The 12,685-nt window shown below is 59.4% G+C and carries 11 protein-coding genes and 2 tRNA genes; 7 read left to right on the top strand and 6 right to left on the bottom strand.

Annotated features, from left to right (window positions below; translation table 11 throughout):
* Positions 1-417: 417 nt before the first annotated feature.
* Positions 418-1,572 (top strand): porin, encoded by a 1,155-nt coding sequence (locus tag AXG89_RS10170; RefSeq protein WP_061998850.1) that lies wholly within the window; start codon positions 418-420, stop codon positions 1,570-1,572.
* 82 nt (positions 1,573-1,654) lie between these two features.
* Here AXG89_RS10170 and greB read toward each other — a convergent pair whose 3' ends face one another.
* Positions 1,655-2,215, bottom strand: a complete 561-nt coding sequence (gene greB, locus AXG89_RS10165; protein WP_061998849.1) for a transcription elongation factor GreB — start codon at positions 2,213-2,215, stop codon at positions 1,655-1,657.
* Positions 2,216-2,354: 139 nt separating this feature from the next.
* Between greB and AXG89_RS10160 the strand changes: the two genes are divergently transcribed.
* Positions 2,355-2,431 (top strand) — tRNA-Arg (locus AXG89_RS10160).
* Positions 2,432-2,511: 80 nt separating this feature from the next.
* Positions 2,512-2,588, top strand: a tRNA-Arg gene (locus AXG89_RS10155).
* A gap of 64 nt (positions 2,589-2,652) precedes the next feature.
* Here AXG89_RS10155 and AXG89_RS10150 read toward each other — a convergent pair.
* The 5 genes from AXG89_RS10150 to AXG89_RS10130 form a co-directional block, all read right to left on the bottom strand.
* A complete protein-coding gene (locus AXG89_RS10150; RefSeq protein WP_061998848.1) occupies positions 2,653-3,144 on the bottom strand; it encodes a phage protein NinX family protein in 492 nt (163 codons plus the stop codon).
* A 108-nt stretch (positions 3,145-3,252) separates the two neighbouring features.
* Positions 3,253-5,691, bottom strand: coding sequence for a RelA/SpoT family protein (locus tag AXG89_RS10145; RefSeq protein WP_236873325.1), 2,439 nt, complete (start codon positions 5,689-5,691; stop codon positions 3,253-3,255).
* Between the two features lie 81 nt (positions 5,692-5,772).
* Positions 5,773-5,976: a DNA-directed RNA polymerase subunit omega gene (gene rpoZ, locus AXG89_RS10140; protein WP_031359151.1), complete on the bottom strand. Its 204-nt coding sequence runs from the start codon at positions 5,974-5,976 to the stop codon at positions 5,773-5,775.
* Positions 5,977-6,032: 56 nt separating this feature from the next.
* A complete protein-coding gene (gene gmk / locus AXG89_RS10135) occupies positions 6,033-6,698 on the bottom strand; it encodes a guanylate kinase (protein ID WP_061998847.1) in 666 nt (221 codons plus the stop codon).
* 6 nt (positions 6,699-6,704) lie between these two features.
* Positions 6,705-7,640 (bottom strand): YicC/YloC family endoribonuclease, encoded by a 936-nt coding sequence (locus tag AXG89_RS10130; protein ID WP_062169560.1) that lies wholly within the window; start codon positions 7,638-7,640, stop codon positions 6,705-6,707.
* Between the two features lie 351 nt (positions 7,641-7,991).
* On the opposite strand from AXG89_RS10130, the gene rph reads away from it, so the two are divergent.
* The 4 genes from rph to AXG89_RS10110 are packed head-to-tail and all read left to right on the top strand — an operon-like array spanning position 7,992 to position 11,813.
* On the top strand, positions 7,992-8,738 hold the full coding sequence (gene rph / locus AXG89_RS10125; RefSeq protein WP_269465467.1) for a ribonuclease PH: 747 nt from the start codon (positions 7,992-7,994) through the stop codon (positions 8,736-8,738).
* Positions 8,731-9,348: an RdgB/HAM1 family non-canonical purine NTP pyrophosphatase gene (gene rdgB / locus AXG89_RS10120; RefSeq protein ID WP_236873324.1), complete on the top strand. Its 618-nt coding sequence runs from the start codon at positions 8,731-8,733 to the stop codon at positions 9,346-9,348. The genes rph and rdgB overlap by 8 nt, the downstream gene beginning before the upstream one ends.
* Entirely contained in the window at positions 9,345-10,583 is a 1,239-nt protein-coding gene (hemW, locus tag AXG89_RS10115; RefSeq protein ID WP_062169555.1) for a radical SAM family heme chaperone HemW, read from the top strand. The genes rdgB and hemW overlap by 4 nt, the downstream gene beginning before the upstream one ends.
* 39 nt (positions 10,584-10,622) lie before the next feature.
* Entirely contained in the window at positions 10,623-11,813 is a 1,191-nt protein-coding gene (locus AXG89_RS10110; protein ID WP_062169553.1) for an MFS transporter, read from the top strand.
* Positions 11,814-12,685: the final 872 nt, after the last annotated feature.

Raw genomic sequence — 12,685 nt, 5'->3', positions numbered from 1 at the left:
TAAGTATAGCCATGCATTACCGGGGAATCATCCACACTTCTGGCAATCATCTATTGCGGTTCCGTCAACAATCGCCTTTTCGGATTATTGGCGTTGTATTTTAACGATAGAAGTTGTAGCAATTGCGCAACGACACGTTGTTGACACGTGCGCATCACCCTTCCCAATTCCCCGCAACTCCTTGCCAGTCAAGCCTTCGTTGGAATTTTACGATCATTGCCGATAGCAGAATACTTTATTGCGGAAATCGGAATGCCATCGCTGTAACACCGTCTTTACACTTCGTCTGGTCCGGAAACGACTGTGTCAATTCATTGCCACACGAATTCATCTGACAGCGCCTCTCGCAGCGCGTCGGAGTGAAGGTTTCCTTCAAGCCTGGGTTGTCAGACCCAAACTGCTCTCGGAGTTACAAAGATGAAAAAGACTCTCATGGTCGCCGCCCTGACGGGCGTATTTGCTACCGCTGCTCACGCACAAAGCAGCGTGACGCTGTACGGTTTGATCGACGCTGGCCTGACGTACACGAACAACCAAGGCGGCCAACACAACTTCAAGATGACGAGCGGCTCAGTGAACGGCAGCCGTTGGGGCCTGCGCGGCGCTGAAGACCTCGGTGGTGGCCTGAAGGCAATCTTCACGTTGGAAAACGGCTTCAGCATTGCTAACGGCACGCTGGGTCAAGGTGGTCGCGAATTCGGCCGTCAAGCATTCGTTGGTCTGTCGAGCACGCAATACGGTGCTGTGACCCTCGGTCGTCAATATGACTCAGTGGTTGACTACCTGGGCCCGTTGGCTCTGACCGGCACGCAGTACGGTGGTACGCAGTTCGCCCACCCGTTCGACAACGACAACCTCGACAACTCGTTCCGTATCAACAACTCGGTCAAGTACCAGAGCGCGAACTACGCTGGCTTCAAGTTCGGCGCGCAGTACGGCTTCTCGAACCAGGCTGACGGTTTCGCAAACAACCGTGCATACAGCGTTGGCGCGTCGTATAACTACGGTCCGTTGAACATCGCTGCTGCTTACTTGCAACTCAACAACGACACGACCGGCGCGAACATCAACGCCGCACTGTCGAACACGGGTGGTGCAGTTGCAGGCGACAACACGTTCGTGGCTGGCACGCAGCGCACGTACGGTGCTGGCTTGAACTACGCGTTCGGCCCGGCAACGGTTGGCTTCGTGTTCACGCAAACGAAGCTTGAAGATGCAGTTGGCATCGCAGCCGGCGCAATCAGCGCAACGAACGGCGTCGCGACCGGCAACTACATCCGCTTCAACAACTACGAGTTGAACGGCCGTTACGCGCTGACCCCGGCACTAAGCCTGGCTGGCGAGTACACGTACACGGACGCACGTATCGACGGTCAGAAGCCTTCGTTCCATCAGTTCGCCCTGCAAACGGCTTACTCGCTGTCGAAGCGCACTGACGTGTACCTGCAAGGTGAGTACGTTCACGCAATCGACCTCGACGGCACGGGCCTCGGTGCTCCGATCACGGGCGTAGGCATGTCGTCGACCCCGAATCAAGTGTCGGCAACGGTTGGCATTCGTCACCGCTTCTAAGCTTTGATTCAGGTAGTACCGATGTGAAAAAAGCGCCGCTTGCGGCGCTTTTTTTCGTCCCGAGGTTTTGCGTGATCCCGGCTCAGGTCTTCGGCGGATAGTGCACGTCGAGGATATCGATCTGTTGAACGCCCGCCGGCGTATGCAGCGTCACCGTGTCGCCAACCTTCGCCTTGAGCAACGCGCGCGCAATGGGCGATATCCAGCTCACATGCCCTACATCCAGATTCACCTCGTCCACGCCCACGATCGTCACCGTCTGCTCTTCCCCATCGTCGCCGGCATACGTCACCGTCGCACCGAAAAACACCTGATCGACGTTCTCCTGCCGGCTGCTGTCCACCACTTCTGCCAAATCCAGGCGCTTGGTCAAAAAACGGATACGCCGGTCGATCTCGCGCAATCGACGCTTGCCATAGATGTAGTCGCCGTTCTCCGAACGGTCACCATTCGATGCCGCCCATGAGAGCAGCTTCACGACATCCGGACGTTCAACATCGAGCAAATGCAGCAATTCATCACGCAGGCGCAGGTGCCCTGCCGGCGTGATGTAGTTCTTGGTGCCGGGCGGAACGCCTGGCGGCTGTTCGATATCGAGGTCGTCGTCACTCTCATCCGATTCTTTGACAAATGCTTTATTCATGGTGCAAACCGCTCAAAATAACGTATAGAAAGGCGAGATCGCTCCTGTGCAAGGTAACACGAAGAAGATCGGCATTACACAAATTGCGCCATAACCCTTCCTTTTTTGGGAGAGCTTGGCTATACTCTTGGTCTCGCGTGCGGCTGTAGCTCAGATGGATAGAGTACTTGGCTACGAACCAAGGGGTCGTGGGTTCGAATCCTGCCAGCCGCACCACTTCTTCAAAACGCTTTGCTCATCGAGCGTTTCATGTATTAGTTTGTCATAGTCGATTTTTGTATTACCCTGTTGCACATGCGGCTGTAGCTCAGATGGATAGAGTACTTGGCTACGAACCAAGGGGTCGTGGGTTCGAATCCTGCCAGCCGCACCAATTTGAGAAGGGCCTTCCTCGCGGAAGGCCCTTTTTGTTTGTGGGCCGGTTTGATGCCCGGCGCTTACTGGCGCGCGGCCGAACCAATGTCGCCGATACGTCCATCCGGCGCCGGTGCATCATCAACCGACGCAACCGAACTCTGCTCGCCCAACGGCTCCGCACGCTCGCCCAAAAGCATTTGCGAACGATGCGGATATTCGTCGTCCACGGTCTCGCCAAATGCGTGCAGCAAAAACGCGCGAAGCAACGCAACTCTCAACGACGCGCCACGCCCCTCCACTTCCCCGCCATCCTTGCCGAACACCGCGGTGCAAACGACTTCGCCGCGCCCGTGATCGCTCATTTCCAGCCGGCACGCGCGCTCCAACACTACCGACGCAGCTTCCCAGGACGATGACGGCAAGAACCGCCCATCCCACGCGCGTCCACGGTCATTGCCACGAATGGCGAGGGTCTGGCCACCATCGGTGAAATGGATTTCGCGGATGAAGTCGTGCAGCCCTCGCGCGACCCAATAGTCGAGCTCGGCGCCTTCCAGTTCTGATGTTTTCATAAGTGCCCTCGTTGTACGCAGAATGGGTACAGGGCACGCAGGTCGTGTTCCAGCGTCGGTGCTTGAACTTGCCGCGCCAACTGCCGCAATGAGGCGAACGTGAGGACGCTAGTAGTCGCCGCGTTCGCGATCGATCCGCATGCCGCCTTCGTTGTTGCGATGATGCGGCTCGTCACTTGGCCGCTCACGCGCAATGCGCATCACATCCGGATTCGTCCGGACACGCCGCATCACGTTCGCCAGATGCACGCGGTCACTGACCTGAATCACGAAGCGCAATACGGTGGATTCCTGCGTCACGTCCTCGTCCATTGCAATGTGGACGATGTTCGCGTCGGCGGACGTGATGTCAGCCGCCACGCGGGCGAATACGCCCTTCGATGTGCTCACGAGCACCTTGATGGCGACATCGAAGAGACGGCCCGGCTGGGGCGCCCAGGCAACGTCGATCCATCGGCCGGGATCGCGCCTGTGGATGCGCTGCGCAACCCGGCATTCCGTGGTGTGGATCGCCATGCCCAGCCCGATGCCGATATAACCCATGATGTCGTCGCCGGGAATCGGGCGGCAGCACGCCGACAGTTGCACCGACATGCCTTCCGTGCCGGTGATCACGACCGGCGGCGCAGTGTTCGTGGTGAAGCTCTCGCGCGGGGAATCGTCGTCGTCCCGCCCGGTCATCAAAACTTCGATGCGCTTTGCCATCACTGCTGCGACACGGCGGCCGAGGCCGATGTCCGCGAAAATTTCCTGACGGCTCTTGTTGCCCGTCCACTGAGCCAGCTTCTCCCAGACTTCCGCGGTTACTTCGGAAAGCGCCAGGCCATAGCCCTTGAGAGATTGATCGACGAGCCGTTCGCCCAGCTGCACCGATTCATTCAGGCGCATCGTCTTCAGATAATGACGAATCGCCGAGCGCGCCTTGCCGGTACGTACAAAGCCGAGCCAGGCGGGATTCGGCTTCGAGTACGGCGCGGTAATGACTTCGACAATGTCGCCGCTCTTCAACTCCGTACGCAACGGCAGCAACTCGTTGTTGATCTTGACCGCGACACACTGATTGCCGAGGTCGCTGTGGATGGAGTACGCAAAGTCGAGCGCCGTGGCGCCGCGCGGCAACGGCATGATCTTCGACTTGGGCGTGAACACATACACCGCATCCGGGAACAGGTCGATCTTGACGTGTTCGAGGAATTCGCTGGAATCGCCGGCTTCGCTCTGTATGTCCAACAACGACTTGAGCCATTGATGCGCGCGCTTTTGCACGTCGTTGAGATCGGCGCCGCCGTTCTTGTACAGCCAATGCGCTGCCACCCCCGCTTCTGCGATCTCGTGCATCTTGCGCGTGCGGATCTGGAACTCGATAGGCGCGCCAAACGGACCCACGAGCGTGGTGTGCAACGACTGATAGCCATTCACCTTCGGGATCGCGATGTAATCCTTGAACTTGCCCGGCACCGGCTTGTAAAGTGCATGCAGTGCGCCAATGCACGTGTAGCATTCCAGCGCGGTATCCAGCACGACGCGAAAGCCGTACACGTCGAGCACTTGCGAAAACGACAACTGCTTGTCGCGCATCTTCTTGTAGATGCTGAAGATGGTTTTTTCGCGGCCGGTAACGTCCGCCTTGATCTTCGCGTCAGCAATGGTCCGCTGCACCGCTTCCATGATCTTGCCGACCACTTCCCGCCGGTTGCCGCGTGCGGCCTTGACGGCGCGCTCGAGCGTGGCGTAACGGTGCGGATTGAAGTTCGCGAAACTCAGATCCTGCAGTTCGCGATACGTATTGTTCAGCCCGAGCCGATGCGCAATAGGCGCATAGATGTCGATGGTCTCGCGCGCCACACGACGCCGTTTTTCCGGCGGCACGGCGCCGAGCGTGCGCATGTTGTGCAGCCGGTCCGCAAGCTTCACGAGGATCACGCGTACGTCGCGCGCCATGGCGAGCAGCATCTTGCGGAAGTTTTCCGCCTGCGCTTCCTCGCGATTGCGGAACTCCATTTTATCGAGCTTCGACAAACCATCGACAAGTTCCGCGACCTTCGGCCCGAACCGTTCCGCGATTTCGGTTTTCGTCACGCCCTGATCTTCGATCACGTCATGGAGCAATGCCGCCATGATGGATTGATCGTCGAGTTTCCAGCTCGCGCAAATTTCCGCGACTGCAACCGGATGCGTGATGTACGGCTCGCCACTCTGACGATACTGCCCGAGATGGGCTTCGTCGCTGAAATGGAAAGCCTGTTTGACCTGCTTGATTTCTTCCGGCGAAAGATACGCGGCCAGTTCGGTCGTCAGTTTCGCGATGGAAACGACGTCGCTGCGGCGCGGTTTTTCCGGGGTGGCGGTCGGCCCGAACAGATGGCGAAACGATTGTTCGAGGACCGCGTCAATATACTTGCGCGCCGCCGACGGAGAATCTCCGTCCTGGTCGTGATCGTGCGCGTGGTTTTCAGTGTTCAGCTCGACCTGAGCGTCACGATGCGAATCGACACTGAGCGCGTCGTGGTGCGTATCCACAGAGACGGACGATGGAACAGGATTCATGGTCGCCTCCGTGGTTAGCTGACGCTTTAGCAAAGATGCGCGTTGATTCGAAATCGCTCGTGCCGATAACCCGGTTGAAACTTAAACCGGAACCTTCTTGAGCATTTCCACACCGACCTGGCCCGCCGCGATTTCACGCAGCGCTACAACGGTCGGCTTGTCGCGGCTTTCGATCTTCGGCGTGTGGCCCTGAGCGAGCTGGCGCGCGCGGTACGTCGCTGCGAGCGCGAGCTCGAAGCGATTGGGGATCATTTTCAGACAGTCTTCGACAGTGATGCGGGCCATGGTTGATTCCTTCTCGATATGTTCTTCATTCTACCTTATGTGACCGGAAAGCCCGCTCACTCGGCGTGCGGCGAGTGTATGCCCAACTCGACGAATAACTGCGTATGACGTGCATATTGCGAACCAAAGCGCAGACGTGTCGCGGCAACGAGACAGCGCAATTCGGTCAGCGCCTTGTCGAAGTTCTCGTTGATCAGCACATATTGCGCTTCGGGCGCGTGCGCCATCTCGCTGCCGGCAGCAAGCAAACGGCGCACGATAACGTTCGGCGAATCCTGCCCGCGCTTCTTCAAGCGCTCTTCCAGCGCATCGAGCGAGGGCGGCAGGATGAAAATTTCCACCGCGTTGCGAAAGCGTTTCTTGACCTGTTGCGCGCCTTGCCAGTCGATTTCGAGCAGCACGTCATGGCCGCTTTTCATCTGCGCTTCAATCCATACGCGCGACGTTGCATAGTAGTTGCCGTGCACTTCCGCGCTTTCGAGGAATTCACCGGCGTCGTGCCGCGCCATGAAATCATCGACGGAAGCGAAATGGTATTGCACGCCGTTTTCCTCGCCGGGACGCGGGTCGCGCGTGGTGTACGAGACGGACAGGCGGATTGCCGGATCCTGCGCGAGCAGCGCGTTCACCAGCGTGGATTTGCCCGCGCCCGACGGCGCCACGACCATGAACAGGTTGCCCGGATAAACGCCGGCGTAGGTGTTGCGTTGAGCGTCGTTCATGTGCCGTTACTCCAGATTCTGCACTTGCTCGCGCATCTGTTCGATGAGCAGCTTGAGCGTCATCGATGCATCTGCGAGTTCTTTTGCTGCCGCCTTCGAGCCGAGCGTGTTCGCTTCGCGATTGAGTTCCTGCATCATGAAGTCGAGCCGCTTGCCCACCTTGCCGCCCTTTTGCAGCACGTGACGCGTTTCCGTCAGATGCGCGGTGAGGCGCTGCAATTCTTCGTTGATATCGATACGGATGCCGTACATGGTCACTTCCTGGCGAATCCGTTCGGCGATCTCTTCGCGCGGAATGCTGGTTTGCGTCGTTCCTTCCGGTGCGGCAATGCCGAGCGCAATCTGCAGACGTTCCACGATCTTCTGCTGATGCTTCGTGATCAGTTCCGGCACGAGCGGCGTGATGCGCGCGACGATCGCTTCCATTTCCGTCACATTCGCGATCAACACGGCGCTGAGCGCGGCGCCTTCGCGGGCGCGGACATCGATGAGTTCGGCAATCGCCTGCTTGCCGCACGCCAGCACCGCGTTGCGCAAGGTTTCTGCCGAAACACCGCTTTCCGACAAAATACCGGGCCAGCGCAGGATTTCACCGGTGCGCATGCGTTCGGAATCGGGGAAAACGTCGAGAACCGAGCGCTCCAGCGCGGCCAGTTGGGACAGCGCTTCGCGGTTGAGCGCGCCGGAAATGGTCGTTTGCTCGGCGCGATTCAGGTTGATGCGGATATCGACCTTGCCGCGCGAGAGCTTGTTCATCAGCATTTCGCGCAACTGCGGCTCGCATACGCGAACGTCTTCCGGCATGCGGAAGTTCATGTCGAGAAAGCGCGAATTCACCGTGCGCAATTCCACCGATACTCCCACGCCCGAGCCATTTGCGCCCGCGCCGTCCGACGCTACCTCGCGCGTGGCGCTCGCATAGCCTGTCATGCTGTAGATCATTATCGCGTCCGTTGTTGAAGACCGTGTGCGCCGGCGCCTTTACTGCATGCGCCGCACGGCCGGTTCACTTCAGTACGCCCGGCGTGAAGCTGCGCGAATGGCATGCATGGTTGGCCGGGCGGGGAAGCTGGCATTATCCCATTTTTGCCGATACTGCCCTTGAAAGCCCGGGGAAACGCGTGCGTCGGCTTCATACGCAGCCGGACGCTCACCCGGATTGCGGATAAAATTTGCTTTTCCGGCCCGGCGTTCGTTCGCTGTGTTCGTCGCTCGCTGCCGCTTTTCGGCGACTTTCAGCACCGCCCTCCCTTACTGCTTTTTCACTTGATCGCCTCCATGACAGATTCTCCGCTGACCTCGCCCGCCCCGACTTCACGCCCCAGCGGCCGCCGCGCGAACCAGTTGCGCGACGTGCGCATCACGCGTCATTACACGAAGCACGCGGAAGGTTCGGTCCTCGTCGAATTCGGCGATACCAAGGTGATCTGCACCGCAAGCATCTCCGAGCGCGTGCCCGAATTCCTGCGCGGCCGCGATCAGGGCTGGCTCACCGCCGAATACGGCATGCTGCCGCGCGCGACGAACACACGTAACGATCGCGAAGCCGCGCGCGGCAAACAGACCGGACGCACGCAGGAAATCCAGCGGCTGATCGGGCGCGCGCTGCGTTCCGTGTTCGATCTGAACAAACTCGGCGCGCGGACGCTGCATATCGATTGCGATGTGATCCAGGCCGATGGCGGCACGCGCACGGCAAGCATCACGGGCGCGTTCGTCGCGGCCCACGATGCCGTCACCAAGCTGATTGCAGCCGGGAAGATTGCAGAATCGCCCATCAACGAATTCGTCGCCGCGATCTCGGTTGGCGTGTACAACGGCCAGCCGGTTCTCGACCTGGACTACGACGAAGATTCCCAGTGCGATACCGACATGAACGTCGTGATGACGGGCGCCGGCGGTTTTGTCGAGGTTCAGGGTACGGCCGAAGGCGTGCCGTTCACGCGCTCGGAAATGAATTCATTGCTGGATCTGGCGCAAAGCGGCATTGAAACGTTGATTGCGAAGCAGAAAGTCGCCCTGGAGCTGCTCAGTGTCTGATCCTGTATTCAAACGGGTAGTGCTGGCGTCGAACAACGCCGGCAAGTTGCGCGAGTTTGCGGCCTTGCTCGCGAGCGCCGGCATCGATCTGGTGACGCAAGGCGAACTCGGTGTATCCGAGGCCGAGGAACCGCACGTGACGTTCGTCGAGAACGCGCTGGCGAAGGCGCGGCATGCATCGAAGGCGACGGGGCTTCCCGCTCTCGCCGATGACTCCGGTCTCTGCGTTCACGCGTTGCGCGGCGCGCCCGGTGTCTATTCCGCGCGATACGCGCAATTGCTCAACGGCGGCGAAAAAAGCGACGCCGCGAACAACGCGCGGCTTGTCGCGGATCTGGCGAATGAAACCGATCGTCGCGCGTATTTTTTCTCCGTGCTCGTGCTGGTTCGTCATGCCGACGATCCAGAACCGCTGATTGCGGAAGGCCGCTGGCATGGCGAAGTGGTGGATGCTCCGCGCGGCGCAAACGGCTTTGGCTACGATGCCCATTTCTTCGTGCCATCGCTTGGAAAAACGGCCGGTGAACTTGATCCCGCAGTCAAGAACGCCAGCAGCCACCGGGCAATCGCGCTTCGGCATCTGCTCGCCCGGTTGAAGGACGTCTCGTGAGCGCCGGTCCCCAAACGATCAACGTCGTCAAGGCGTTCACGTCGCCGGGCAGTATCCGGCTGACGTCGCTGCCGCCGTTGTCGCTGTACGTGCATTTCCCTTGGTGCGTCAAAAAGTGTCCGTACTGCGACTTCAATTCGCATGAGTGGAAGGGACAGACGTTTCCGGAAGACCGTTATCTCGATGCATTGCGCGCCGATCTGGAACAAGCATTGCCGATGGTCTGGGGCCGGCAGGTCCATTCAATTTTCATCGGCGGGGGCACGCCCAGCTTGTTGTCGGCAAAGGGGCTGGACCGTCTGCTTTCCGACGCCCGCGCGTTGCTGCCCCTCGACGCCGATGCCGAGATCACGCTCGAAGCGAATCCCGGTACTTTCGAAGCGGCGAAGTTTGCGCAGTTCAGGGCGAGCGGCGTGAACCGGTTATCGATAGGAATCCAGAGCTTCAACGAAGCGCATTTGAAGGCGCTCGGACGGATTCATGATGCGACGCAAGCGCGCCAGGCCGTGGAAATCGCCGCGAAGAACTTCGATAACTTCAACCTCGACCTGATGTTCGCGCTGCCGAAGCAAACGCTGGACGAATGCCGTGCCGACATAGAAACCGCAATCAGTTTCGCGCCGCCGCATTTGTCGCTGTATCACCTCACGCTCGAACCGAACACCCTGTTCGCGAAATACCCGCCGCCCGTTCCCGACGACGACGAATCCGCCGACATGCAGGACTGGATTCACGAGCGCACGGCATCGGCTGGGTACGAGCGCTACGAGGTATCGGCGTATGCGAAGCCGAACAAAAAGAGCCGGCACAACCTGAATTACTGGCGCTTCGGCGACTATCTGGGAATTGGCGCGGGCGCGCATACCAAGTTGTCGTTCCCGCAAAAGATCGTGCGGCAGGTCCGATACAAACATCCAGGCACGTACATGGACGAAGCGCTCGCAGGCGCGGCCGTGCAGGAAGAAAACGAAGTCGGTCCGCGCGATCTGCCGTTCGAATTCATGCTCAACACGCTGCGGCTCGTCGAAGGATTTCCGGTGCATTCGTTTAACGAACGCACTGGCCTTGCCATGTCCGCGATCGAACCCGCGTTGATCGAAGCCGAGAAGCGCGGCCTGATCACGCGCGATATCGACACCATTGCGCCCACGCAGCGCGGCCAGGATTTTCTCAACGACCTGCAGGCGCTGTTCCTCAAGAACCCTGACTCGAAGACGACCAAGGACAACCGTTAATTGAGCGCCTCCTCTCCTGCCGTACCGCCCAATTCAGTGATGCGTCACCGGCCCTTTGCGCTCTTCTGGAGCGCGCGGGCCATGTCATCGGTGGCGTTTCAGATGATGTCGGTCGCCATCGGCTGGCAGATTTATTCGATCACGCACAGCGCGTTCGCGCTCGGGCTGGTCGGCCTCGCGCAGTTCCTGCCCATGTTCATGCTCACGCTCGTGGTCGGTCATGTGGCCGACCGGTACGACCGGCGCACGATCGCGTTCATCTGCCAGGCGATCGAGGGCGTGGCGGCGTTGACCTTGTGTATCGCCACGTGGCGTGGGGTGACGAGTCAGGAACTGATCTATGTGATCGCTGCAGTTGCCGGTTCGGCCCGGGCGTTTGAATCGCCGTCGATGTCAGCGCTCTTGCCCAACCTCATTCCGCGCGCCCAGTTGCAGTACGCAACCGCGTGGTCCACGTCTGCGAACCAGACCGCGCAGATTCTCGGCCCCGCGATGGGCGGCCTGCTCTACGGGCTCGGCGCGCTCGTGGTGTACGGGGCGGTATCGGTGGCGTTCGTGGGCGCGGCGCTGCTGCTTTCACTGATAAAAATCGAAAAAGCGGTTCGTATGAAAACGCCGCTTTCGTTCGAGTCGCTGTTCTCGGGTATCGCATTCATTCGACGCAAACCGGTGATTCTCGGCGCGTTGTCGCTCGATCTGTTTGCGGTGCTGCTCGGCGGCGCGACGGCCTTGTTGCCCGTGTTCGCCCGCGATGTGCTGCAGGCCGGACCCTGGGCGCTCGGCGTCTTGCGCGCGGCGCCGGCCGTCGGTGCCTTGGCGGGCTCGATTTATCTGGCGCACTTCCCGTTGCGGCAACGCGCGGGAACCGCAATGTTCGGAGGCGTAATTGCGTTTGGCATTGCAACGATCGTGTTCGGTTTATCGCGCAACATCATCGTTTCGATGCTCGCGCTCGGCGCGCTGGGTGCGTCTGATGTGATCAGCGTGGTCGTGCGCAATTCGCTCGTCCAGTTGCAAACGCCCGACGATATGCGTGGCCGCGTCAACGCGATCAATTCGTTGTTTATCGGGACATCGAATCAGCTTGGCGAGTTTGAATCGGGCATGACTGCGGGCTTGTTCGGCGCGGTGCCGGCGGTGTTGATCGGCGGAGCCGGGACGATCGTTGTGGCCCTGCTCTGGATGCGCCTGTTTCCTGCTTTGCGGGCGACGAAATCGCTGGACGGATGACGCGCTTCCGAAGGCTTAAACAGCCGGCGAAGTTGCGCTACAATACGCGCCTTGGTGCGACACGTCGCATCGATTCGACGGTGAAAACTGTCCATAGGCTGACCCCTTGGGTTGGCACTTTTGTAGCAAGCGAAGCCCGGTGGGTGTATTGGGTTTCGCCATAGGCGATTCTCGGTATGTCGTTTATCACCGCGAATCGCATTGCATTGTCCTGATTACCGTCAGGTCCCGCCCTATCAGCGGCTTCATCTCCGCCGACAGGGCGGAATGTCGTTTGCAATTCCCCGCGTTATCAACGCTGGGTCTGCTGCGTTTCGAGCGAAAGCTCGGTGTGTCATTGTTCGCCCAGCTTCTGCGGTTTAGAAGCGGACAGTGAACCTGCTATACGACTAGCAGTAGCCTAGGAAGACATGCGTCACTGGTAACGGTGGGGTGTGAAGCTCTTCCGACAATGTAGCCCCCAGAGGTTCGGGCAGATGCACGTCGTGAGATGTTCATCTGGAGACTCCTAGCAGCGAAGGGGTTGAGGAGCTAGGCTGGCTGATACGGTTAACTTATGTGAACTGCTGTTAAACACCGTGAGTATTGAGGTGCCCAAGCTGCTGCTAGGCATTAACCAAAAGGTGTGCGGTTGGTCATTCCGCTCAAGGCTCGGAATGCGTCGTTATATATGACCGCCGGTGAAGAGGCAGAACCTACGTCAGTCGTGTGACATGCCGGGAACGTGGTAAGCCCGTATGGTTGCCAGTGCGGTTTGACTGGCAGGCGGACCGTAAGGAACGCTGTTGATTATGCGGGTATGGGAGGACGGAAAAAGCGAACGTCGGGCTGTAATGGTCCGGATAGGAGTTGAGACATTACTCCACGCGAAA

Origin of the sequence: Burkholderia sp. PAMC 26561, from assembly GCF_001557535.2 — a bacterium.
In the GTDB taxonomy this organism is placed as follows: domain Bacteria; phylum Pseudomonadota; class Gammaproteobacteria; order Burkholderiales; family Burkholderiaceae; genus Caballeronia.
Note: the sequence above shows the minus strand (reverse complement) of the source record. Positions and strands in the feature narration are given on the sequence as shown.

What these genes read in the sequence shown, in the direction of transcription:
- AXG89_RS10170 (WP_061998850.1), top strand. Translation starts at nt 418, where the DNA reads ATGAAAAAGACTCTCATGGTCGCCGCCCTGACGGGCGTATTTGCTACC.
- greB (WP_061998849.1), bottom strand. Translation starts at nt 2,215, where the DNA reads ATGAATAAAGCATTTGTCAAAGAATCGGATGAGAGTGACGACGACCTC.
- AXG89_RS10150 (WP_061998848.1), bottom strand. Translation starts at nt 3,144, where the DNA reads ATGAAAACATCAGAACTGGAAGGCGCCGAGCTCGACTATTGGGTCGCG.
- AXG89_RS10145 (WP_236873325.1), bottom strand. Translation starts at nt 5,691, where the DNA reads ATGAATCCTGTTCCATCGTCCGTCTCTGTGGATACGCACCACGACGCG.
- rpoZ (WP_031359151.1), bottom strand. Translation starts at nt 5,976, where the DNA reads ATGGCCCGCATCACTGTCGAAGACTGTCTGAAAATGATCCCCAATCGC.
- gmk (WP_061998847.1), bottom strand. Translation starts at nt 6,698, where the DNA reads ATGAACGACGCTCAACGCAACACCTACGCCGGCGTTTATCCGGGCAAC.
- AXG89_RS10130 (WP_062169560.1), bottom strand. Translation starts at nt 7,640, where the DNA reads ATGATCTACAGCATGACAGGCTATGCGAGCGCCACGCGCGAGGTAGCG.
- AXG89_RS10110 (WP_062169553.1), top strand. Translation starts at nt 10,623, where the DNA reads ATGCGTCACCGGCCCTTTGCGCTCTTCTGGAGCGCGCGGGCCATGTCA.